The sequence below is a fragment of the Nodularia spumigena CCY9414 genome (assembly GCF_000340565.2).
Taxonomy (GTDB): domain Bacteria; phylum Cyanobacteriota; class Cyanobacteriia; order Cyanobacteriales; family Nostocaceae; genus Nodularia; species Nodularia spumigena.
This window is the reverse complement of the sequence record NZ_CP007203.1, coordinates 4,130,258-4,152,937: the sequence shown is the minus strand read 5'-3', so window position 1 is coordinate 4,152,937 and position 22,680 is coordinate 4,130,258. Positions and strand designations below refer to the sequence as shown.

Below are 22,680 nucleotides of genomic sequence, written 5' to 3'. Positions count from 1 at the left end.
TTAAAAAAGACATAAATATAGAAAATTTATGGCTAAATTATGTCAGAAAAATGTCAACTTGAAAACATAGCCTTCATTCCCAGATTTGCTCGAATATCGCTAACCTGTACATCCCAATATTTATCCCATCTTTGAGCAATAAACTTACCCGTAGTTTGGGAACCGAGATTGTAACCACGGGAAATTTCAGACATTAAATATTTTAAATTATGTGGTTGATAAAGACTAATCATCACCAGTCCAAAACTCACAATCATAGCGCTGATAGGAATCGGTGTTTGAGCGATAAAAAAAGCTTGTAATCCAATTTCACCAATTTCATCAGTATCAAATCCAGCAACCACATGATAGATATCATGGGTAGTTCGCCAAAGCATCTTGAGATAAGAGATATCATCAACTACAGGAACTGTCTTGTAGAAGTAAGGATTAAAGTCTTTAGACTTAATTTTATGAGCATAAACATGACCTAAAGTACCCTCTGGAAGCTGGCTTAACTCATCTAGATTAAAAAGATTAGGAAGCCAACGTTCTTTAAACAAGATGCTCACTTCTGGATTTTGTTTCAGTTCATTAACGGCTAGCTGTGCCATTTCCGTTTGATCAAGTGCGTCTTCAAAGTCAAATAAGGCATCAGTGGTACCACCATCAATTTTGAGATTACTAGATGCAAGAAATTGAATAATGTAAGTAAGAAGTCCCTTATCGTTGTCAAGAGTAATTACATTGACCATAGTGATTCTCTGCGTTCAATATAGCTTTGCTACTTAAAACCTGAAGTGCATTATTGAAAATTTATCCATTGCCATTTAAAAAAGAAGATGCACCATTTATTTTTGTTAAAAACAATTCATTTTTTCATGGATCTTTAGAGGGATTTTATAAACAATAAATTGTTGTTTATTAAAAGGTTAAACCAAAATCTAAAGACTAAAATAATGAACTTAATCTATGAATTAGTTGATTCATAAACTAGTACAAAGACCAAAAAACACAGATATATTGTCTTATCTGTGTTCATTTACCCAGCCACAGTAAAAACTTAAACAGAAACTGGAGTAGACAAATTACCTACTGTTGCAGATAGCCATCCATACCAAGTTTCTAAACCAGCACCAGTAGTCGCAGAAACCTGAAAAATTTGAATTTGGGGATTAACCTGTCGGGCATAATCTATACATTTTTGCACATCAAACTGCACATAAGGCAACAAATCAACCTTAGTGAGAATCATAATTTCACTAGCGCGAAACATATGCGGATATTTAATCGGCTTATCTTCTCCCTCAGTCACCGAGAGAATTACCACCTTAGCTTGTTCTCCCAAGTCAAACAAAGCCGGACAAACCAAATTTCCGACATTTTCAATCATCACCACCGAATTAAGCGGCGGGTTCAATTGCTGTAAACCCCTGTCAATCATAGCAGCTTCTAAATGGCAACCAGTACCCGTATTAATTTGTACAACCTTACAGCCTGTTTCCTGAATTTTTTGGGCATCATTAGCTGTTTCTTGGTCGCCTTCAATCACACTAATAGGTAACTGACTTTTTAAATCATGAATAGTCCGAGTTAACAGAGTTGTTTTACCCGAACCAGGAGAACTCATTAAATTTAAAGCTAAAATATTGCGTCCTTTAAACCATCCCCGATTTTGGGCTGCTATCAAATTATTTTTCGCTAAAATATCCTGTTCTAAAGATATTGTTGTATTATGTATTTTGGCATGAACTTGAGAAGCTTCATGCTGAGTATCATGATTATGGGAATGGCTAATTACAGTACCATCAAGTAAAGTGTGAGTATGATCATGGTGATTGTGTTCAACCTCACCAGTTTCCAAATTAGTAATTGTGCTTTCAGCATCATCAGAACAACCGCAAGTTACACACATAATTACTCTATTTCAATTTCCTTAATTTTCAATTCTTCACCAGCTATTAAGTCTAATTGCACGCTACCACAGCTACATACACCAAAAGGTTTATTTAAATGTATTTCCGCACCACATTCACGACATCGTGCTAAACCAGGAATTTCCCTAATTTCTAATATCGCCCCCACCAAAACTGTACCTTGAGTACAGATATCAAAACAGAACTTTATAGCATCAGGTAAAATCGCCGAAAGTTGACCAACTTCTAACACCACACGTTGAACCTTTGCACCTTGGGCGTGTTCACTAACAATAGCCACGATATTCTGCGTAATACCTAGTTCGTGCATAAAATTTATTTAAGATTTAAAACCATAGATGCACACAGATAAACACAGATAAATAAAATTAGAAAATCTCACAATTGTAGAAAAGTTGGCAGTAATTAACCAAAAACCCTTTTAAACCCTCTTAACTTTGCGTCCTTTGCGTCCTTTGCGGTTCGTTCCTCCAAAAAAAATCAACAAATCCGGGGTAATTGTTCACCCACTAACATATCGACAATACGTTCAGTCCCAAAAGCAGTTCTTAACAACACAACACCAGCAGGTGAAGCAATAACCTCACCAATCACACAAGCATCCTTCCCGGCTGAATGTAACCTCATAGCTGATAAAACAACTTCAGCATTCTCACCTCCTACTACCACCACTAACTTACCTTCATTAGCCAAATACAAAGGATCTAAACCTAGTATTTCACAAACTCCTTTAACTTCTTCCCGCACAGGGATAGATTCTTCATAGAGACGAATACCTACACCAGAACTCACAGAAAATTCATTTAAAACTGTCGCTAAACCGCCCCGTGTAGCATCGCGCATAGCGTGAACATCAGGACAAACACTCAGGATATTTGCGACTAAACTATGTAACGGTTGACAGTCACTTTCAACATTAGTTTCTAAAGCTAATTCCCCACGGGCGATTAAAATTGCTGCACCATGATTTCCCAATTCGCCATTAATAATTACTACGTCTCCCACTTGAATATTATGGGCAGAAATGTTAATTCCTTGCGGAATTACCCCAATACCTGTAGTATTAATAAATAGTTTATCAGCAGCACCACGTTGGACAACTTTAGTGTCACCTGTGACAATTTGCACGCCAGCTTTTTGGGCGGCTAATTTCATACTAGCAACGACACGCCGCAAAGTTTCTACTTCTAATCCTTCTTCTATAATAACGCTACAAGTGAGATATAAGGGTTTAGCACCACTGACGGCTAAATCATTAATAGTGCCATTAATTGCTAATTCTCCAATGTCACTACCAGGAAAAAATAAGGGGTCTACAACATAAGAATCTGTGGTAAATGCTAGTCTATCTCCCTGTTGGCTGAGACTAGCTAAGTTTAAACTGGCTTGGTCTTCTAATTGGGAGAGAATTGGATTATCAAAGCTATTTACAAAGATATCTTCAATTAAATCGCGCATGGCTTTACCGCCGCTACCGTGGGCGAGGGTAATATGGGTGTCTCGTGTTTTATTTTGGAGGGGTTTGCCGATTTTTTGTAGTAGGGGATTTTGTGTTTTGTGTTTGGGGGAAATATTCATATTAAAAAACGAACCGCAAAGGACACAAAGTGCGCGAAGGAAGAAAAGAAGAAGGAGGGTTAGATGCCTTTTTCTTTATGTCTACCGCTATGTTTATCTATATGTAGTTGACCGCCAACCGACCAATTTTCTCGTTCAAATTCATCAATATGTATGGTTATCCATTCTGGTTTAGCACCCAAGGTTTCAATTAGTGTCTCGGTTAGTGCTTTGACTAGTTGGCGTTTCTTTTCGACGGAGTGACCTTTGGCTATTTGTACGGTGATGAATGGCATATATTTTTTCTCCTTAAGAACCCCACCCCCAGCCCCTCCCCGCAAGCGAGGAGGGGAGTTAGAGAATAGTGATAGTTATTTGGATGTGGCTAGTTGTTGGGCTTTTTTACTAATTGCAGAAAGTCGTCCATATTTGTAGTAGGCTGCACACGCACCTTCTGAGGAAACCATACAGCTTCCAATGGGTGTTTCTGGTGTGCAAGCTGTACCAAATACTTTACATTCCCAAGGTTTTAAAACTCCTTTGAGAATTTCTCCACATTTACAAGCTTTATGGTCTGCTACTTTTAAGTTAGGAATAATAAATTTATTTTCTGCATCGAATTGGGTGTATTCAGTCCGGATTTTTAAGCCTGATTCTGGTATTTCACCTAAGCCTCGCCAATCAAAGTTTTTTCGCACTGCAAATACTTGGTTCATGGCTTGCAATGCTATTAAGTTTCCGGCTGGTTCTACTAATCTGTTATATTGGTTTTCTACTTCACAACGGTTTTCTACTAGTTGCTGTAATATCATCCAAATTGATTGCAGTATATCTAATGGTTCAAAGCCGGCAATTACTATGGGTTTATGATATTTTTGGGCAATAAATTGATATGGTTCTGTTCCAATTACCATGCTGACATGACCAGGGCCGATAAATCCATCTAGTTGTAAATCTGCGTTATCTAGTAGGGCTTGAAGGGCGGGAATTACGAGAACATGGTTGGAAAACATACTAAAGTTGGTGATGTTTTCGGCTGCTGCTTGCAATATGGTGAGGGCGGTACTAGGGGCGGTGGTTTCAAAGCCGAGGGCGAAGAAGACTATTTCTTTGTCTGGGTTGTCTCTGGCGATTTGCAGGCTATCTAATGGGGAGTATACCATGCGGATATCTGCGCCTTGGGCTTTGGCTTGGAGGAGGTTGGTATGGGAACCGGGTACTCTCATGGTGTCGCCAAATGTGGCGAGAATGACGTTATGATTTTGGGATATGGCGATCGCATCGTCTAATCTCCCTTTTGGCATGACGCATACTGGACAACCAGGCCCGTGGATGAGTTCTAGGTTGGGGGGTAGGATGTCTTCTATACCGTATTTAAATATGGAGTGGGTATGTCCACCGCATACTTCCATCAGTTTAAGGGGTTTGTTTAGTTGGTTGCTTAGTTGGGTTATTTGGTTGCGTAAGGCTGCTGCTTTTTCTGGTTCTCGAAATTCGTTGACGTATTTCATAGTTTTTTTTAACGAACCACAAAGGGCGCGAAGTTCACGAAGGAAGAGAAGAGAAGGAAGGGGTTTTAGTTGGTTATTTGGGCTTGGGCTGTTGCTAGTTCTTCTAATAGTTTTAATGTTTCGGCTGCTTCTTGTTCGTTGATACGATTCATGGCGAAGCCTACGTGAACTAATACCCAGTCTCCTATACATTTTTCGGGGGGATGTTGTTCGTTGACTATGCAGGCTATGTTTACTTGGCGTTTGACTCCAGCTATGTTAACTATGGCTAGTTTATGGTTAATGTCGCTGATTTCTACTATTTGTCCGGGGATTCCTAAGCACATTTTTTTTCCTTGAATTTACGAACCACAGAGGCGCAGAGAACGCAGAGGGAATATTAAGAGTCGGGGGTTAATTGGGCGGCTGTAATTACTGCTTGTCCTAGTGATATGTTGCCGTCGTTAGCAGGAAGTGAACTGTGAGTTAATACGGTTAGTCCTAAATTTTGTAAATTCTGGGTAACTTGTGTTAATAAAATGCAGTTCTGAAATACTCCTCCGCTTAATACAACTTGATTAATCAGATTTTCTTGACATAGATGTTTAACTACATCGACAATGGTTTTAGCTAAACTCTTATGGAATTTTGTGGCTATGTGTGATTGACTAATCTGTTTTTGCAAGTCTTGAAGCAGGGCTTGCCACATCTGTTTTGAGTCTATATAATATATGCTATCTGAAAAGTTAAGCTGAAAAGGATAATTTAGCGTTTCTTCATAATTATTTAAGTTGCTAGGATTGACTAAGGCTTCCATTGCGATCGCACTCTGTCCTTCATAGCTACATTCTTCTGGATAAATGCCTATAGCCGCAGCTACTGCATCAAACAACCTCCCTACGGATGAGGCTGGGGGCGAGTTAATGCCTTTATCTACAGCTTGTGTAAGTAGCTTTAATGGCTGTTGTTGCAAAAATTTGATAATTTCTAATTCAGGATATTTGTGTTGGCTTTCATCCCAAATATCAGCATTGAGTAAGTAGGCGTAGGTGTTACGCCAAGGCTGATAAATTGCTTTTTCACCGCCAATCATGGCGACTGGTTTAAATGTTGCGAGGCGCTGAAATTGACGATAATCTGCTAACAGAAATTCTCCTCCCCAAAATTTGCCATCTTCGCCATAACCTAATCCATCTAAAGCAATACCTAAAACTGGAGGGGAATCTAAAGGAATCCCATTTTCTGCCATACAAGCAGCAATATGGGCGTGATGATGTTGGATAGGATGAAGTTTAAGTTTATTAACAGATGCGAGTTCTTTACCGAGTTTTGTGGCAAGATATTCAGGGTGTTTATCGATAGCGATCGCTTGTGGTTGATGCTCAAATAAATTTAAATATAAATTGAGTGTATCTTGATAAGCATGAAAAGCCGCAGCGTTTTCTAAATCTCCCAAATGTTGAGAAAGAATTGCTTCGCCTCCGCGTAATAAACAAAAGGTATTTTTTAACTCACTACCCATTGCTAAAATTGGCGTTACTTTCTCAAAACCCGGTGGTAAAATTATCGGTGCTGGTGCGTATCCCCTAGCCCGGCGAATGATTTTTACTTGATTATTAATCACCCTAGCAACAGAATCATCTACTCGATTCACAATATCCCGATTATGTAAAAGAAAATAATCCGCAATATGACCTAACTTTTCTCTAGCTTCTTCATTATCAATACATTGAGGTTCATCAGCAATATTCCCACTGGTTAACACAATCGGGCGATTCATCCGCCGCAAAATTAAATGATGTAAAGGGGTATAAGGTAACATAAAACCGAGATAATTTAGTCCCGGTGAAACAGAAGGTGCAATTAGACAGTGAGGATTTTTCTGTAACAATACAATAGGCGCAGCAGAACTTGCTAATAATTCTTTTTCCTGAGTATTAACAGTACAATATTCTGCAATTACTGCTATATCCCGCGCCATTAAAGCCAAAGGTTTATGATAACGCCGTTTACGCTGACGCAACTTCTGTACAGCAGCTTCTTGAGTAGCGTCACAAGCTAGATGAATACCACCCAACCCTTTAATAGCCACAATTTCGCCTTTTTGCAACAAAGTACAAACAGCATCAACATCATCCATCATCGAAAACATTGAAGCCGTCACAGGTTTACCATCAGCCCGTTCTAACCAAGCTTTCGGTCCGCAAGTATGACAAGCTACAGGTTGGGCGTGAAAACGCCGATTTTCCACATTTTCATATTCCCGTTCACATTCAGCACACATAGCAAACGCAGACATACTGGTATTGCATCTATCGTAAGGAATCCCACGAATAATACTGAAGCGAGGACCGCAATGAGTACAATTCGTAAAAGGATAACGATAAAAACGGCTAAAAGGGTCAAAAATTTCCTGTTGACATTGGGGACAAATCGCCGCATCAGGAGTAATTTCTGTATTTCTAGAACTACTCACACTACGAGAAATCACAAAATCAGTAAAATCCTCATCACCTTCATAATTAACTCTCGTCAACTCCTGAATTTTCCCCAAAGGAGGACATTCAATATATAGTTTATTGATAAACTCAGTAATAGCCACCTCACTCCCAGCCACCCGAATTAAAACACCCTCACCATCATTACAAACATCACCAAACAAACCACAAACCTTAGCCAGACGATAAACAGTAGGACGAAATCCCACCCCTTGAACAGTCCCCCGAACCCTAATCTCTTCCATTCTTCTCCGCGCCTCTGCGCCTCTGCGTGAAACTCTTACTCCAACCCCCACAACAAAACCCGATTATTCCCAGAATCAGCAACTACAGCCGTATTTCCACAAACCTTCACCCCATAACACCAATTCAAAGTATTTCTCTGAGGTAAACCAAAATCCCGATTTTCACCCTTAGATTTAAAACTAACTTGTCCCACCAAACCATCAGCAACCGCCCCAGATAATAATTGAGACTCCGGCTTTCTCCATCCTAACAAACGAGAATTTGCAGTATCAGCAACCAGCAACCAATCATTACCAACCGCTACACCATAAGGCATACTTAAACTACTAGCACTAGGCAAATAAACACCTTGATTCATTTCCACAGAATCAAAACTTTTTTGTCCTAAAACCACCGCACAAGGGGCATTATTTTCTGTAGGTATTCCCTCCCAAATCATCACCCGGTGATTACCTGCATCAGCAACAACTAAATTATCTCCCCAAATAGTAATATCATGACACCAACGCATACTCGCAGCAGTAGGAGAACTCCCCCCATTTTCATTGCGAGATATCATATCTGGTTGTCCCAAAACTAAATCAGCAGGTTGACCATTTTCTGTAGGTAACTGATGCCAAATTAATAACCTGCGATTTCCCGTATCAGCTACAAATAGCTTTCCTTGGTGATAGAAAACACCATAAGGCCAATGCATAGTATTAGCACCAGCTTGATGAGTTCCTCTATTTGCTTCATTTTGACTAAAATCAGCTTGTCCTAACACCAAATCTGCTGGAACATGACTATCTTCTGGAACATTTTTCCAAATCAATATTCGATGATTCCAAGCATCAGCTACCGCTAAACCTGTACCACAAGCACAAATTCCCGTGGGGACACTAAAAGTATTTCTTCCTGGTGTACCTTTAGCATTTTGTCCTTCATGATAAAAGTCTGGTTGTCCAATTACCCAGTCAGCCGGTTGACTATCTCTGGTAGGTAAATTTCGCCATCCTAATAACCGATGATGTCCTGTATCTGATACCCACAAAGACCCAGTTTCTGATAATAAACAAGCACCACGAGGTCCGAACATATTTATCGGACTAGGTTCTATAGGTATAGCTAATATTTCTGGTGTAATAATATTACCTAATATCACTTCTGCACCATGAGATAATAAAGGTAATAAGTCTAACGCAGGATTAATATTGACGGGTATATCCATTAACCACAAATGAAGACTGATAGCTATTTAAACTTATCAACGGATATTGAATTGTATCGGTGGTGGCAGTTTTTCTATTAAATGGAATATTTTGGCAGTTTCACAAAAACCTTTTCTCCTTTAATTTGTACTGGATAAGACTGCAATGGCACATCAGCAACGGTTAAACATTCGCCAGTTTCTAAATTATACTGAAATCCATGAGATTTACAAGTCAGAATACCATTATCTAATTTACCCATATCTAAAGGAGTCGCTAAATGTGGGCAAGCATTCAGATAACAGGTAATATTTTCACCTTGGCGATATAAAATTAGGGAATTTTTTCCCACTTTACCTGTCAATATTCCAGACTCAGGAATTTGATCAATTGTTGTTAGTTTCACCCAAGTAGCGGTATCTTCTGGAGTAAATGGACTGTTGACAGTAGAAGTATGATTGACTGCTACAACTTTAGTAATTTCAGGACAATGATTTTTTATCGCCTGTTCTACACTTTGAGTTAAAGTTAAGGTTGAAGTGGGACAACTGCTACAACTTCCAATTAATTTAACTTCGACTGTATCTGGTGGTTTGATTGCTACAAATTCTACATCGCCATCATGACTTTTTAAGCCTGGGCGCACTTCTTCTAGGGCTGTGTTAATTCTTTCGATTAATGGTGCTTGTGGTGGTTTAATTAGTTCGTGATAAAGCAAAACTGAATATACTATGTCATCGTCTACGGCTTGGCGCAGGGCTGACATTGATTCTTGTTTTAGGCTTTTGATTAAATGGGTTAGTGCTGCTTTATGTAAATCTTCAATTGCTCTTTTTAGTCCTACTGCTACACATCTTTGGCTTTCTTCCCATTGGGATATTATTGCTTCAAATCTATTGATTTCTTGAATTAGTTCTTCCAGTTTTGTCATTATTATTTGTTGGATGGTTTAGGGATTTACCAGGAATAAATTTGAAACGAACCGCAAAGGACGCAAAGTACACAAAGGAAAGAAGGAAAGAAGTAATCCAGCACAATTTAAACAATAAATAATGTGGGATTATCTGAATTCTTTGGTTGGTTGATTATTGGGAGTATATCTATTTCATTTTGAAATCTTTGAAGAGAAATGGCATTACTGTACCTGTCACTAAACTAGATACTGTTATTGGTAGCCAAAGGGGTAATTTTGTTTGCGATAATGATAAGATGATCATGGAAGCAATGCTTGTACCAATCACAATTTGTTTGAAAAAATATCCGCGATCGCGCAGTAATTTTCCTTTGAAAAATAATTTCGCAGAAAGCCATGCAATTTCAAACATGATTACTCCTAATAATTGGTGAATAATTTTAGTACTGCAAAACTTAAGATTATGGCGGGAATTACACCAGCCGGTCCAAATAATGCTCCTAATGTTGCTGCAAATTGATAACCAATGTCTTTTCCAGCTAATAGCATTGCGCCAATAGCACCACCAATCATCGATAAGGCTGTGGCTATGACTATCCAGGCGAATTCTGTGGCGATGTTCAATTCACCTGCTAGTAAACTTGTGAAAAAATCTCTGATTTCTGGGTTGTTCAAAATGTCTGTCATGGTGGTTGTGAAATGAGGGGAAAAATGCAAGGTTAATCCATACCTACTCGCATTTCTACTTCTACATCTTGTATGGCTTGGGCGACGGCTTCTGCTTGTGCTGTTTGCTGATTTTGGGTAAATATTCCCCAGGCTTCTTGATAGTAGGTATATGCTTTTAACAGATTTTTAGGATTACCAGCTTCTGGTTTTTCGAGGTCGTCGGGTAAGTTGAATAAGGCGTTGGCTTTGTTAGATATGGTGTTAGCATATTCTAATGGTGTGTCTCTGGAATTACGCACTTTTAAGGCTTCGTCATAAGCTGCGATCGCTCGTAAGTTATTATCTACAGGATGGGAACTTACTAAATATTGCAACGCATTACCCAAGTTGTTCTGTAACATCGCATATTCCCTGGGATGGTCAATTAAGTTAATATGCTTTAATGCCACTTCAAAGGACTGCACGGCTAAACCTTGACGCAAGTATTCCCGTTCTGATGACATGGGCATGGAAAGGTAGGCGATCGCAATATTATTGTATAAAATCGCGTATTCTTGTGGGTAATCCTCCCAGGTAAATACCTGCAAAGCCTCGTGATAAGCTTTAATGCTGTCCGTCATTCTTGCCTGATTGAATCCTACCAGCGACTGTAACACCAACCCAAAATTCATCTGTGCCTCTGCTAATTCTTCGGGCAAAGCTAATTGTTGTAAAATTGGCAAAGCCTCTTCATAACTGGCTTTCGCTTGCAGCAGCAGTTGGGAACCTTCATCAGGAATACTCTGTAACGTGCCTGCCATCCCCACCAAGGCGCGGGCTTTCAATAGGGCGTACTCCTCACCACACATCTGATATGCCCGGTAATATAGCCCCACTGCGTTCCGCAAATCTTGGGCGGTTTTAGGCTGTTTATGAAAGCCTTGTGCCATTTCGATCAGCATCTCGATTTTTTCTGCTGCTGTGGCTGACTCTGATTTGATAGCTGCGAACTGACAAGTCAGCGCTTGCGCTATCGCCGCCTTTACTGCTGAATCTGTAATGCTGGGGTTCATAACTGCCTTGATTTTGTCAACGCCCATCAAGTGGGTTTATTAACTAAGCGGATTTACGCAGATTTTGAATCCCATACCCTTCTAGAGACGCAATTCATCGCGTCTATCTATCAATTTTTTTACTATAGAACAATCTATTTCTCAAATTCTAGGGGGAAATTGCTAATATTAATGTCAGCTTTAAACACATAAAATATTTAACAGCTATTTTGCCGTTGCTGATTGTGAGTATTAATTTTGTTTCCTACCAACTTACTTAAATAATTAATTTTTATTTAATGAAAAATCATTATGTAAAAACTTAGATTATATTAATAAATAAGTATTGGTAAACAGGTGATACTCTACAATCCTGATCACCCAAAACTGGCATGATCAACAATAGATAAGCGTGTAGCTAATGACTAACGTACTATGGCTGCAAGGTGGTGCGTGTTCAGGGAACACCATGTCATTTCTCAACGCCGAAGAACCGACGGTGTGCGATCTTATTGCCGACTTTGGCATCAAGGTACTTTGGCATCCCTCCTTGGGATTGGAAATGGGTGACGACCTGCAAACCCTCCTCCGGGATTGCATTTCAGGCAAAATACCTCTAGATATCTTAGTCTTTGAAGGCAGCGTTGTAAATGCCCCCAACGGCACCGGCGAATGGAATCGGTTTGCCGATCGCCCGATGAAAGATTGGTTAACAGACTTATCCCAAGCGGCTAAATTTATTGTCGCCGTGGGAGACTGTGCAACCTGGGGCGGAATCCCAGCCATGTCACCCAACCCCAGCGAGTCACAAGGTTTACAATTTCTCAAGCGTGAAAAAGGCGGCTTTTTAGGCAAAGACTTTGTTTCCAAAGCCGGCTTACCTGTAATCAACATTCCCGGATGTCCCGCCCATCCTGATTGGATTACGCAGATATTAGTAGCGATCGCCACTGGACGCATAGCCGACATCGCCCTAGACGAACTACAACGTCCTCAAACCTTCTTCAACACATACACCCAAACAGGCTGTACCCGTAACATTCACTTTGCCTACAAAGCCTCAACCGGCGAATTTGGTCAACGTAAAGGTTGCCTATTTTATGACTTAGGTTGTCGTGGTCCCATGACACACTCATCCTGCAACCGCATTTTATGGAACCGTGTTTCCTCCAAAACTCGTGTGGGGATGCCTTGTTTAGGCTGTACAGAACCAGAATTTCCCTTCTTTGACCTCCAGCCTGGAACCGTATTTAAAACCCAAACAGTGATGGGGGTTCCCAAAGAATTACCGCCAGGAGTCAAACAAAAAGACTACGCCGTATTGACAATGGTCGCTAAAGTTGCAGCACCAGCTTGGGCAGAAGAAGACTTTTTCACGGTTTAGAAGTCAGGAAGAAACAAACCACAGAGGCACAGAGTACACAGAGTTATGAGAATTTGAGTGGTTTTTTGTGTAAGTCTGATTATGCCGTTCTGTACAGGTAGGGTGTGTTATCCAGGAGAGTACGGCACCAATTCTGATTTTAGGTGCATGAGGAGAAATGTCTGTAACGCACCCTACTAATTAATTAAAAGAGAGGAGAGGAGAATGACAATTCAAACACTAGATATTTCGCCCGTTGGTAGAGTCGAGGGCGATTTAGATGTGCGCGTCGATATCGATAATGGGCGAGTAGTTAACGCTTGGACACACGCGGAACTGTTTCGCGGATTTGAAATTATTCTCCGAGGTAAAGACCCCCAAGCCGGATTAATTGTCACACCCCGGATTTGTGGTATCTGCGGTGGTTCTCATCTTACCAGTGCATCTTGGGCATTAGATACACTTTGGGGTACAGAAGTTCCTCGCAATGCAATTTTGGCGAGAAATTTGGGTCAAATTGTCGAAACAATGCAAAGTATTCCCCGCTATTTTTATGGACTGTTCGCTATTGACTTAACTAATAAAAAATACCGTCGTAGTCGCCACTATGAAGAAGCTTGTCGCAGGTTTGCGGCTTACACTGGCAAGTCTTACGAAATCGGTGTGACAATTTCTGCCAAACCTGTAGAAATCTATGCCCTTTTAGGGGGACAATGGCCTCACAGCAGTTATATGGTGATAAATTACGGAATTGCTTATATAGTCAGGATTTGTCAGGATATGTGCAATGATTCCCTAGCGTTTCCTTAAATCAGGAGATTCTGAAGTGGTATCTAGCAGTCAATCCCTTGATTTTTCTCTGCTAAAAGTTATTTGGTTTTCTGAGACATTACCTAATTCTTCCCTACATTGCCTCCCCCAACCCCAAAATCGTCTAAACTCAAAGTGTCCGCTAACTGCCAAAATCATCATGACTCACTGGTTTAATATTGCAGGTCCGTGTGAAGACGATATCCACTATATGCTATCTCCAACAATACGATTACCAGATTTGGAGGAGCTAATTCAACAGCGTAGTTATTTTGTCCTTCACGCACCACGACAAACAGGGAAAACCACCGCAATGTTATCCCTAGCACAGCAACTTACCGCCACAGGAAGTTATGCAGCAGTAATGGTATCAGTGGAAGTAGGAAGCGCTTTTAATCATGACCCAGGTGCAGCAGAATTAGCGATTTTGGGAACTTGGTATAATACAATTGCCATCCGATTACCCGATGAATTGCAACCACCTGTGAAGCAATGGGAAAAGGAAGAGCCAGGACAAAGAATTAGGGCTTTTTTGCAAGTTTGGGCAAAAGCTTCACCCCGACCTTTGGTAGTATTTATTGATGAAATTGATTCTTTGCAAGATGAAACTCTAATTTCGATATTAAGGCAATTACGAGATGGTTTTCCCAACCGTCCAGAAAATTTTCCCTCATCGGTGGGATTAATTGGTTTACGGGATGTGCGAGATTATAAGGTAGCATCCGGTGGTAGTGACAGATTAAACACATCCAGTCCTTTTAATATTAAAGTCACTTCCATTACTCTGAGAAATTTTAATGCCGAGGAAGTTGCAGAACTATATCAACAACATACAGAAGAAACAGGACAAATTTTCACAAAAGAAGCCACAGAAACAGCTTTTGATTTAACTCAGGGACAACCTTGGTTAGTGAATGCTATTGCTAGAGAAGTTGTGGGAAAAATGGTTAAAGATAGAAATATTGCTATTACCAAAGAACATATTTTACAGGCAAAGGAAATATTAATTGCTCGTCAAGATACTCACTTGGATAGTTTAGCTGAACGCTTAAGAGAACCAAGAATAAAAGCGATTATCGAGCCGATGTTAGCGGGTTTGGAATTGGGGGATATACCCAATGATGATATTCAATTTGTGATTGATTTGGGTTTGTGTAAAATGCACCCCCAGGGTGGATTAACCATTGCTAATCCCATTTATCGGGAGGTTTTACCCAGGGTGTTAACGGTGACACCAATGGCTTCTCTACCAAGGATTGCACCAACTTGGTTAACCCTGGAAGGGGAGTTAAATATAGATGCGTTACTTGCAGCATTTCTCAAGTTTTGGCGACAGCACGGAGAACCGTTATTAGGTAGCACTGGCTATCATGAAATTGCTCCCCACATAGTATTAATGGCTTTCTTGCATCGTGTTATTAACGGTGGTGGAACTCTGGAACGGGAATATGCAATTGGTAGTGACAGAATGGATTTATGTCTGCGTTATAAAGATGTAATTTTAGGTATTGAGTTAAAGGTATGGCGGGAGAAAAAGCGTGACCCCCAAACTCAGGGTATTGAGCAATTAGAATCCTATTTAGGGCGTTTGGGGTTAGATTTTGGTTGGTTATTTGTGTTTGATAGGCGTAAAAATGCCCTACCAATGGAAGAACGTTTATCAACTCAGGTTGTGGTGACGGAAAATCAACGTCGGATTACTGTGATTCGGGCGTGAGTATTTTGATCAGGAGTAGGTTGGCGATCGCAATTAGGAGAAATCCAACGCAAGTAGTTAAGTATAATTATTTTCTTACTCTTGAAATATAAACCCGCTTTTTTCTCAATATAAATACGCAAATAACGATAAAATAGTTAAAATAGTTACGTTTAAACCTGAGTATAGAAGTATTGATTTATTTGGATATTGAGCGTTTTTCTCAAAGATGTTTAACGGTGAAGTTAGGGACTTCCAAATAAAAAAATACTCAACCACCTAACGTAAAAAATCTCTCAAACCCTGATTACTCTGTGTCCTCTGCGCCTCTGTGGTAGCCTTCGGCAAGCTACGCTAACGTTAATCCGGATAATTTATTTCTTGGAAGTCCCTTATTGAGTTTTTAGCAGAAATACAATGATGTTGTTTGAGATCAAAGATTTGTAGCTTTCCTGTAGAAATTTTATGAATAAAGATTTTTGGAGCATCTACTCCTACTCTTTTTTGTAATAGATAGCAGGTTTGGTGTGACGACGCACCAGGTTGTAATAAATTGCTGATTAGCTAAATCTTGAAATCGTTTTTTGGCGGATATATGAACTGCATCTTTTTTATTGGCAAGAGCTAACCAAAAGCCTGTATCAACTATGATCATATTTTTGGTTAAGTTCACTGTCTAAGTAGTTTTTATGGTTTTTTGAGAGGTCTGTTTCAGCTTCTATGCAACCGATAAAGTCTGACCAGTCTTCCGAGGAGTTTTCTGAAGATTCGTGTTGATTCAAAAGGTAACGTTTTTTCAGGACTTCTACGAGTTCCACTATGATTAGTTGTGCATCGGGAGGAAGAGACGCAATATCTTGTTGAATTGTATCTAAGTTCATAATCTCATCTTGTGTTTCCCTGATTATAGTTTAGCAAAAAAGCGTATCGCACAAATAATAAGCATCAAAAAGGTGCATTAATGAAATGTAATGCACCACTTTCAATAAATTTCTCTACTCTGCTTCTCAGCATATCAGGGTTAAGAAATGGGAATTTAAACCAGAACTCCTGCTATCTCCCTAATTCGATTTGCCCAGGTTTGAGACAAAGTTGAAATTTCCAGACGACTAGAATCACTTGCCCAAGTTGACCACCAATGAATATGCCATCGAGACAATTGACGTTGCATTTGAGCCAGTTCAAAGGCACTGTCCACATCTAAATCAATCGCTGTCAGTTCTAAAAATACTTTACTTTCTCTAACAATCCCAAGTACCGCTTCCCCATTAACCCCATCCAAACTGAGAGATGCCATTTGCAGAAAGTTCTGTGCCAATCGTTCAAGACGTACAGAAAGGCGATAGCTTCGCTCGCCGTAGGCAACGCACCGAAAGGCAATTTGTTCTACAGTCCAGTTATTCATACGCCTCCTAATAACTTGTGGATGATTTGTTTGACCTGTTCACGAATCGCTGGATCTAAAATTTCCATCGCTCTATTTTGACGTGGACGGAGATTTACCATTGATTCATAGAAAATTTCTTGAGAAATAGGATTCCAACTCGCGCCCCAAACATCCTGCTGTTGACTTCTATTCTCAAGTAAAATGGTTTCGCAGTCCGAGTGCATTTCATCTCCACCTGCCAAAATTTGATGACGGATCTCTAAGCCCTACACTGCAACAAGGTTTTTAGACGGTGCTATGGCTACTTTTGGATCGGGACTTTTCTTTTGATTGAACCAAAGAACCTGCATAAATTTGGTAATAAATTGAGTTTGCTAGCTGTAGGGCTAGTAAAGGTGGCACTGCATTACCAACTTGTGTAAATTGCCGTGCAGGAGAACCAGAGAAGACAAAATTATCAGGGAATGTTTGTAACCTAGCTGACTCCCTCACAGTTAAAGTACGAGGATAAATAGGGTGTAGATGAGATCTCCCGCCACCCTTTGTACCTCCACTTATAACTGTTTTAGATGGCAGGTCAGGATTTAATCTATCAACTCGCCCCAGTTTATCTCGCCTCCCATAATTCAATTCCATGTATCTAATTATTGATTCTGCTTTGTGTTGCCGTGTTATGTGGTTTTCTAAATTGTTTACTGGGTGTTCAAAAGCTTTGTAACAAGGAACAATATTTAAATTTGCTTCGGGAAATACGAATTGATTGGCTGTACGATGACCAAAGACAAAAAGGCGGTTCCGATTTTGTGGAATACTGTAACTTGCAGCGTTCATTACTACAGGTTCAGAAATGGTATATCCAGTCTCTTCTAAAACACTAATTGCTTCGGACAACTGCTTGCCACCGTCTATATCTCGCAAACCTGTAACATTTTCAAGAAGAAACGCTTTTGGCTTAAACTGTTGAATATACCAAACAAAGTCAAAAAGAAGGTTGCCAAATTCGGAATGAGAAAAGCCAACTCTCTTAAAGTTGTCTCCTTCTTTTGAGAATCTTTGATTAGCCGCAATACTGAAGGGTTGACAAGGTGGACCCCCTGTAAAAATCCCTTCAAATGGAGTTGGGATGCCAAGCATTACCTTCAGAATTGTAAAAATTTCGTCTCTGTTTTTAACATCTCCACTGTAATCGGGCGGACCTACTACAAACCAATTAGGTCGATTTAATCTAATTGTTTGACAGAAAATTGAATTAATTTCAATTGATGCTAGGTGTTTGAAGCCAGCATATTCAAAACCAATATCCAAACCACCAGCGCCAGAGAAAAAACTAACTATTGGAACACCATGATTATTAGAAGCAACATCGTCAGGTATTAGGAACTTAGCAGGATTAGGAGTGATAGGGGGATTATTCCGATATCTAAGGTCATCGTAGCTTAAGCCAAGGCGATTCAACTCAGCACAAAGATCTATGCTTTTTGAAATGCATTTATTTAAAATAGACAGTTGCTCATCAATAGAAATCTTTGCAGCAAAGTTCATAGCTGAATTGCCTCCTTTGCCGATTCGTAAACCCTTCTAGCTTCTTCTTGAGAAAGGAAATCATTCACAGAATTGCTTTCAAACCACCGTTTGTAATATACGTGAACGCTTCGATGACAATTAGGACACAAACCTACAACATCTTCCAAAGAAGTGCCTTCACCTGTAACAGTAATGGCGGATGAAAGTGGTAATAAGTGGTGAATTTCTAGCAGGTTATCAGTCCAGGGGTATCTATGACGTGTATTACAACTACACATATCACATACAGGAAGAGCGTTTCTTGAAAAAAATAGCCTACGCAGTTGAGGACTTCTTTCGGTTCTTAAATGAGTTACTCTTACTCTCCTACCTTCGGTGAAAATAATGTCTTCAGGTATTTCTCTTGTACTTAATGCAACAGGTTTAACAATTTCAGTAGTGACTCTTCCAAGAGCTATAATCTCTTGCTGTTGTGTAGATTTTCTGTGATTTTGCAGAGGCTCTACAATTCCTCTTAAATCTTCTATGCTTTGCAAGTCTCCTGGAACTATATCAACTTTTAACGAGCCACCATACCACTTCAACCAACTCATCTGGCTAGCAAAGATCAGCATTTCTCGAACTTGCCTTTGTTCGTCACCAATTGCTGAACGATTTGTTGGTCTTAAAGTTTGGTAATTTTCTAAAGATTCAGTTCCACTACATCCATTACCAATAATCAAAGAAAACACTTCAGATAAATTTATCTCAGCCTCTCCAAACTCTATAAAATTTGCTAATAGATACTTCAGAACCGCGCACAGTGGAAAAACACGATTATCAGAGGGTGTGTAATCTTGGAATGCGGGGGAAGGCAAATAGAAGCGAGGAATCCAGAATGACAAATACTCATCTATATCAATTTCAGGTGAATCAACACCTGCCAAGTTTCGACCAATATCTGTTACCGTTAAGCGACCATCTAGCTGTGTGGCAACTAAGGAACAAGCAAATACACGAGCATAGTTCCTCCACACTTTGTAATTAGTTGGAGCAAAGGGTAGATCCGTTTGAGAGGTTAAATATGCTCGCAGGATAGAGTCTTCTGCTCCACCGATATTAATGCCTTCAAGATCAACAATAACTTTACAAATCTTTTTAAGATTATCGAAACGGAAATATGTAAGCCTTCCTTGATCCCATCGCCATCTCTCAATCATGTCCCATATCCACAAGCACAACCTTAAAGGTAAATATTACCTCTGATCTGCCAATTATACAAGCTTTTATTCAGATATTTTTCGACAGTTTCAACTTTTCCACCTCCAACTTCAATCGTTCATTCTCCATCCGTAGCGCCAATATTTCATTCTTTTGCAACTCAATTAACGACCTTTGACTAATTACCTCACCAAAGGCTTTTTTCCGGTTTTCAATACCAAACCATCTTTGATAGGTTTTTGTATGTTCATCAACAGTATGACCTAAATTATCTGCTGCTGCTTTAATTGGTATTCCCTGAAGATGCGCTCGAATCGCGCAACCATGCCGCAAATCGTAGGGTTGAAACTCAATTCCCACTTTCCGAAACCATCTGGATATATCTCTCCGCATCCAATTAATATTTTGCACAGATGCAATTTTTGCCACCTTTTTCTCTAAAATCTTTAATGGTTTGGGATTTTGTAAATCAAATAATTCTATCCATTCAGGTACAAAAGGAATAACTTCTCGATATCCAGTTTTGGTATTTTTATTCACTTTCCAAGTATGGTCTATATTTTGGGGAGACATCCACCAATTAATATCAGGTTGTACAAATAATTCCCTTGGTCTTAAGCCAAATGTCGCCAACATTCCATATACCCAACGCCACATTTCCCAAGTGTCGATTTCATCACTAATATTTGTATTTTTGCGGTTGAGGGCAAATTTTTCAAAGAGGTCAAAAGAAGATATTATCTGATCATCTTCGGGAATTTCTCTATGGGCTGGGGTGACATTATCCCGTGTTACATCAAGTTTAAATCCTAAATTAAAGGTTTTAATCAAAACAGAACTGACCGCAATCAGTTCATTTTTTTTATTCCCCTGAAATGAATTAATAATTTCCTCAAAATTATCTTTTGTGGCTAAATGAGTGAGAGGAAAATTTCTTTTAATTACAGATATATAGTTAGCAAAAGTATTTTGACTGGTTATAGTTCTCTGACGGGTTTGATAATATTTTTCGTCAAATGTATCTAATAATTCCCCAATGGTTTTTATTTCTTGCTTCTCTCTCGATTTAATTCCTAAATATTTCTCATTCCACTGGAAAGTATGACGAGCGATTAATTTACCCAACTCGTAACTTTCTTCAATTGCAGTTTTCAGTCCCTCTAAATTTGCTGGTATCCCCAGAGACAAATCATACTGCTTTTTTTCCTTACCTACACTACTATCCCCTGGTTTTAACGGTAGGGTAGCTCGTAACTGGAGAGAATTACCAGTTTGTTTAATGCTAACTCTTATTCTCTCCCTTTTTAAATTAGTATTAGCTTCGACTAACTTCTGCTCAAAAACTGCTTGATACTGTAATTCCGTTGCTTTAATTTTCGCCATTGTTCCCCTATAGCTACCGTCTGTGGTGTTCTGCGGCTCAAAATCTGCAAAAATATCGGCGAACCAGTCCCTTGAGTCTGCGTTTGCATATTCATCTGTAGATGTGGAATATGTCCCCTCGCAATTACCCTGATTTTGATTTTGTCCGCTCATTCCCTAGATATTCCCTTATTTATAAACTGAAATGGTGAAAATAAAATGTTATCTCATAGCAGAAAAGCTTTATAAAACAAGTTCTTCAGTAACATTATGAGGATTCCACAAGTTACCATAGCAGTTATATGGTTCCTGGTGGTGTGATGTGCGCCCCTACCCTGACAGACATTACCCGCGCCTGGGCAATTCTGGAATATTTCCGCACTAATTGGTTAGAACCCGTGTGGCTGGGTTGTTCATTGGAACGTTACGAACAAATCCAGACTTATGATGATTTTATGGACTGGTTGGATGAAGACCGCAATCATCGTGAGTCAGATTTGGGTTTTTATTGGCGCATGGGTTTAGATATCGGTTTGGATAGATATGGGGCTGGTGTGGGTAAATATGTGACCTGGGGATATTTAGCCCATGAGGACAAATACCAAAAGCCGACTATGGAAGGGCGCAATGCGGCGATGATTATGAAGGGTGGGGTGTATGACAGCTTCAGTGATACTCACTCTTTGATGGATCAGTCTTTTCTGCGGGAGAATACTACACATTCCTGGTACGATGAAGGTACAGCAGATATTCATCCAAGCGATCGCACTACTAAACCCACAGCAAATAATAGCAAAGACTTTGAAAATGCCTATTCTTGGTCGAGTGCTGTCCTACACAAAGACTTCGGACGTTTAGAAGCAGGCCCCTTAGCTAGACAATTAGTCGCTGGTGGTAATCACGGTGAATCTTGGCAACACCATGACGGGTTTATACTGGATGCTTTCAAAAGTATGGGTGGTGCTAGTGTTCACCTGCGTCAACTAGCACGAGTTCACGAACTTGTCAAGTTATATCGCCAAGCTGAACACTGTTTACGCGAGTTTAAGTTAAATGACCCTTGGTATATTAAGCCTACAGAACGAGATGGTAAGGGTTGGGGTGCAACGGAAGCGGCGCGGGGTGCTTTGTCTCACTGGGTTGAGGTGGAGGGCGGTAAGATTAAAAATTACCAAGTGGTTGCTCCTGGGACTTGGAATATTGGCCCCCGTGACGGTGAGGGTAAACGTGGTCCCATTGAGGAGGCTTTGATAGGTACACCGATTTACGATTCTAGCGACCCTGTGGAGGTTGGTCACGTCGCGCGCGCTTTTGATTCTTGTTTGGTGTGTACTGTTCACGCCCATGATGCTAAGACTGGTGCGGAGTTGGCGCGTTTTCGGACTGCGTAGAGAAGGGGGGAGTTTAAACGCAAAGGTTCGCGGAGGTTAGCGCAAAGGTTCGCGGGTAAGGAAGCTGACAAACATGGTTTATCGGGTTTGGCAGTTGTAGCTGATTTTATCGCCCTTTATGTCAAGTATTTAATTCCTAAAGATGGCAACACTCCACAACAAGCAGAAATGATATTAACTGACGCATCACAAAAGCAGTGTGAAAAATTCACAGAAATTGCTAAAAAATATGATGTGAAGTTTTAGTTTTAAAAGTTTTGGGCGATTAGAAATCGCTACTACACAAACATGACGCGTAGCGGCTTCCCGGAGGGAAGTCCGCCTGCGCGGACTAAGAGAAACGAAGGATTTTAAACCCAGGTCGCTGGGTTTTGTCTGGATGGTTCCGTGACTTCTAGTCGCCAAGACTTTTTCTGATTTACCAAATCGTAATTACC

General features: G+C 40.0%; 22 protein-coding genes and 2 pseudogenes. 5 read left to right on the top strand and 19 right to left on the bottom strand.

Annotated features, from left to right (window positions below; translation table 11 throughout):
* Positions 1–53: 53 nt before the first annotated feature.
* The 13 genes from NSP_RS18190 to NSP_RS18130 form a co-directional block, all read right to left on the bottom strand.
* The gene (locus NSP_RS18190) at positions 54–734 is read right to left on the bottom strand and encodes a Coq4 family protein (RefSeq protein WP_006194509.1); all 681 of its coding nucleotides are present in this window, start codon (positions 732–734) and stop codon (positions 54–56) included.
* Between the two features lie 308 nt (positions 735–1,042).
* Positions 1,043–1,894 carry a hydrogenase nickel incorporation protein HypB gene (gene hypB / locus NSP_RS18185; RefSeq protein ID WP_006194510.1) on the bottom strand — a complete coding sequence of 284 codons (852 nt, stop codon included), beginning with the start codon at positions 1,892–1,894 and terminating at the stop codon, positions 1,043–1,045.
* A 2-nt stretch (positions 1,895–1,896) separates the two neighbouring features.
* The gene (gene hypA / locus NSP_RS18180) at positions 1,897–2,226 is read right to left on the bottom strand and encodes a hydrogenase maturation nickel metallochaperone HypA (RefSeq protein ID WP_006194511.1); all 330 of its coding nucleotides are present in this window, start codon (positions 2,224–2,226) and stop codon (positions 1,897–1,899) included.
* Positions 2,227–2,396: 170 nt separating this feature from the next.
* Positions 2,397–3,494, bottom strand: coding sequence for a hydrogenase expression/formation protein HypE (gene hypE / locus NSP_RS18175; RefSeq protein ID WP_006194512.1), 1,098 nt, complete (start codon positions 3,492–3,494; stop codon positions 2,397–2,399).
* 59 nt (positions 3,495–3,553) lie between these two features.
* Complete coding sequence (locus NSP_RS18170) at positions 3,554–3,814, bottom strand: tautomerase family protein (protein WP_478212180.1); 261 nt, start codon at positions 3,812–3,814, stop codon at positions 3,554–3,556.
* A 30-nt stretch (positions 3,815–3,844) separates the two neighbouring features.
* Positions 3,845–4,984, bottom strand: a complete 1,140-nt coding sequence (hypD, locus tag NSP_RS18165) for a hydrogenase formation protein HypD (protein ID WP_006194514.1) — start codon at positions 4,982–4,984, stop codon at positions 3,845–3,847.
* Positions 4,985–5,049: 65 nt separating this feature from the next.
* Positions 5,050–5,310 carry a HypC/HybG/HupF family hydrogenase formation chaperone gene (locus NSP_RS18160; RefSeq protein WP_006194515.1) on the bottom strand — a complete coding sequence of 87 codons (261 nt, stop codon included), beginning with the start codon at positions 5,308–5,310 and terminating at the stop codon, positions 5,050–5,052.
* A 53-nt stretch (positions 5,311–5,363) separates the two neighbouring features.
* The gene (gene hypF, locus NSP_RS18155; RefSeq protein ID WP_006194516.1) at positions 5,364–7,706 is read right to left on the bottom strand and encodes a carbamoyltransferase HypF; all 2,343 of its coding nucleotides are present in this window, start codon (positions 7,704–7,706) and stop codon (positions 5,364–5,366) included.
* A 35-nt stretch (positions 7,707–7,741) separates the two neighbouring features.
* Positions 7,742–8,917: an NHL repeat-containing protein gene (locus tag NSP_RS18150; RefSeq protein WP_006194517.1), complete on the bottom strand. Its 1,176-nt coding sequence runs from the start codon at positions 8,915–8,917 to the stop codon at positions 7,742–7,744.
* Between the two features lie 77 nt (positions 8,918–8,994).
* Positions 8,995–9,828, bottom strand: coding sequence for a NifU family protein (locus tag NSP_RS18145; RefSeq protein ID WP_006194518.1), 834 nt, complete (start codon positions 9,826–9,828; stop codon positions 8,995–8,997).
* 169 nt (positions 9,829–9,997) lie between these two features.
* The gene (locus NSP_RS18140; protein WP_006194519.1) at positions 9,998–10,222 is read right to left on the bottom strand and encodes a hypothetical protein; all 225 of its coding nucleotides are present in this window, start codon (positions 10,220–10,222) and stop codon (positions 9,998–10,000) included.
* An 8-nt stretch (positions 10,223–10,230) separates the two neighbouring features.
* Positions 10,231–10,497, bottom strand: coding sequence for an asr0689 family protein (locus NSP_RS18135; RefSeq protein WP_006194520.1), 267 nt, complete (start codon positions 10,495–10,497; stop codon positions 10,231–10,233).
* A 32-nt stretch (positions 10,498–10,529) separates the two neighbouring features.
* Positions 10,530–11,531, bottom strand: coding sequence for a hypothetical protein (locus NSP_RS18130; RefSeq protein ID WP_173403353.1), 1,002 nt, complete (start codon positions 11,529–11,531; stop codon positions 10,530–10,532).
* 400 nt (positions 11,532–11,931) lie between these two features.
* Between NSP_RS18130 and NSP_RS18125 the strand changes: the two genes are divergently transcribed.
* The 3 genes and pseudogenes from NSP_RS18125 to NSP_RS18115 all read left to right on the top strand — a co-directional run bounded on the left by NSP_RS18125 (position 11,932) and on the right by NSP_RS18115 (position 15,400).
* Positions 11,932–12,894: a hydrogenase small subunit gene (locus tag NSP_RS18125; RefSeq protein ID WP_042201617.1), complete on the top strand. Its 963-nt coding sequence runs from the start codon at positions 11,932–11,934 to the stop codon at positions 12,892–12,894.
* A gap of 204 nt (positions 12,895–13,098) precedes the next feature.
* Positions 13,099–13,611, top strand: a pseudogene (locus NSP_RS18120) (nickel-dependent hydrogenase large subunit); the annotation flags it as partial.
* A gap of 232 nt (positions 13,612–13,843) precedes the next feature.
* On the top strand, positions 13,844–15,400 hold the full coding sequence (locus tag NSP_RS18115; RefSeq protein WP_006194524.1) for an AAA-like domain-containing protein: 1,557 nt from the start codon (positions 13,844–13,846) through the stop codon (positions 15,398–15,400).
* A gap of 620 nt (positions 15,401–16,020) precedes the next feature.
* Here NSP_RS18115 and NSP_RS18110 read toward each other — a convergent pair.
* From NSP_RS18110 to NSP_RS18085, 6 genes are all read right to left on the bottom strand, one after another.
* Positions 16,021–16,260 (bottom strand): hypothetical protein, encoded by a 240-nt coding sequence (locus NSP_RS18110; RefSeq protein WP_006194525.1) that lies wholly within the window; start codon positions 16,258–16,260, stop codon positions 16,021–16,023.
* Between the two features lie 155 nt (positions 16,261–16,415).
* Positions 16,416–16,784 (bottom strand): hypothetical protein, encoded by a 369-nt coding sequence (locus NSP_RS18105; RefSeq protein ID WP_006194526.1) that lies wholly within the window; start codon positions 16,782–16,784, stop codon positions 16,416–16,418.
* Complete coding sequence (locus tag NSP_RS18100; RefSeq protein WP_042201620.1) at positions 16,781–17,023, bottom strand: DUF5674 family protein; 243 nt, start codon at positions 17,021–17,023, stop codon at positions 16,781–16,783. Before NSP_RS18100 ends, NSP_RS18105 begins: the two co-directional genes overlap by 4 nt.
* Positions 17,024–17,051: 28 nt before the next feature.
* Positions 17,052–18,308 carry a DNA cytosine methyltransferase gene (locus tag NSP_RS18095; RefSeq protein WP_006194528.1) on the bottom strand — a complete coding sequence of 419 codons (1,257 nt, stop codon included), beginning with the start codon at positions 18,306–18,308 and terminating at the stop codon, positions 17,052–17,054.
* On the bottom strand, positions 18,305–19,489 hold the full coding sequence (locus NSP_RS18090) for an HNH endonuclease (protein WP_006194529.1): 1,185 nt from the start codon (positions 19,487–19,489) through the stop codon (positions 18,305–18,307). Before NSP_RS18090 ends, NSP_RS18095 begins: the two co-directional genes overlap by 4 nt.
* Positions 19,490–19,559: 70 nt before the next feature.
* Entirely contained in the window at positions 19,560–21,026 is a 1,467-nt protein-coding gene (locus tag NSP_RS18085) for a site-specific integrase (protein WP_006194530.1), read from the bottom strand.
* 116 nt (positions 21,027–21,142) lie between these two features.
* Between NSP_RS18085 and NSP_RS18080 the strand changes: the two are divergent.
* Both NSP_RS18080 and NSP_RS26380 read left to right on the top strand, forming a co-directional pair.
* Positions 21,143–22,243, top strand: a pseudogene (locus NSP_RS18080) (nickel-dependent hydrogenase large subunit); the annotation flags it as partial.
* An 87-nt stretch (positions 22,244–22,330) separates the two neighbouring features.
* Entirely contained in the window at positions 22,331–22,489 is a 159-nt protein-coding gene (locus NSP_RS26380) for a hypothetical protein (protein ID WP_006194532.1), read from the top strand.
* Positions 22,490–22,680: the final 191 nt, after the last annotated feature.

Excerpts from the sequence above, each read along its gene's own strand:
- NSP_RS18145 (WP_006194518.1), bottom strand. The coding sequence starts at position 9,828 with ATGACAAAACTGGAAGAACTAATTCAAGAAATCAATAGATTTGAAGCA.
- hypA (WP_006194511.1), bottom strand. The coding sequence starts at position 2,226 with ATGCACGAACTAGGTATTACGCAGAATATCGTGGCTATTGTTAGTGAA.
- hypB (WP_006194510.1), bottom strand. The coding sequence starts at position 1,894 with ATGTGTGTAACTTGCGGTTGTTCTGATGATGCTGAAAGCACAATTACT.
- NSP_RS18190 (WP_006194509.1), bottom strand. The coding sequence starts at position 734 with ATGGTCAATGTAATTACTCTTGACAACGATAAGGGACTTCTTACTTAC.
- NSP_RS18135 (WP_006194520.1), bottom strand. The coding sequence starts at position 10,497 with ATGACAGACATTTTGAACAACCCAGAAATCAGAGATTTTTTCACAAGT.
- NSP_RS18090 (WP_006194529.1), bottom strand. The coding sequence starts at position 19,489 with ATGATTGAGAGATGGCGATGGGATCAAGGAAGGCTTACATATTTCCGT.
- NSP_RS18130 (WP_173403353.1), bottom strand. The coding sequence starts at position 11,531 with ATGAACCCCAGCATTACAGATTCAGCAGTAAAGGCGGCGATAGCGCAA.
- NSP_RS18115 (WP_006194524.1), top strand. The coding sequence starts at position 13,844 with ATGACTCACTGGTTTAATATTGCAGGTCCGTGTGAAGACGATATCCAC.
- NSP_RS18110 (WP_006194525.1), bottom strand. The coding sequence starts at position 16,260 with ATGAACTTAGATACAATTCAACAAGATATTGCGTCTCTTCCTCCCGAT.
- NSP_RS18095 (WP_006194528.1), bottom strand. The coding sequence starts at position 18,308 with ATGAACTTTGCTGCAAAGATTTCTATTGATGAGCAACTGTCTATTTTA.
- NSP_RS18140 (WP_006194519.1), bottom strand. The coding sequence starts at position 10,222 with ATGTTTGAAATTGCATGGCTTTCTGCGAAATTATTTTTCAAAGGAAAA.
- NSP_RS18105 (WP_006194526.1), bottom strand. The coding sequence starts at position 16,784 with ATGAATAACTGGACTGTAGAACAAATTGCCTTTCGGTGCGTTGCCTAC.
- NSP_RS18125 (WP_042201617.1), top strand. The coding sequence starts at position 11,932 with ATGACTAACGTACTATGGCTGCAAGGTGGTGCGTGTTCAGGGAACACC.
- hypF (WP_006194516.1), bottom strand. The coding sequence starts at position 7,706 with ATGGAAGAGATTAGGGTTCGGGGGACTGTTCAAGGGGTGGGATTTCGT.
- hypD (WP_006194514.1), bottom strand. The coding sequence starts at position 4,984 with ATGAAATACGTCAACGAATTTCGAGAACCAGAAAAAGCAGCAGCCTTA.
- hypE (WP_006194512.1), bottom strand. The coding sequence starts at position 3,494 with ATGAATATTTCCCCCAAACACAAAACACAAAATCCCCTACTACAAAAA.
- NSP_RS18150 (WP_006194517.1), bottom strand. The coding sequence starts at position 8,917 with ATGGATATACCCGTCAATATTAATCCTGCGTTAGACTTATTACCTTTA.
- NSP_RS18160 (WP_006194515.1), bottom strand. The coding sequence starts at position 5,310 with ATGTGCTTAGGAATCCCCGGACAAATAGTAGAAATCAGCGACATTAAC.
- NSP_RS18085 (WP_006194530.1), bottom strand. The coding sequence starts at position 21,026 with ATGAGCGGACAAAATCAAAATCAGGGTAATTGCGAGGGGACATATTCC.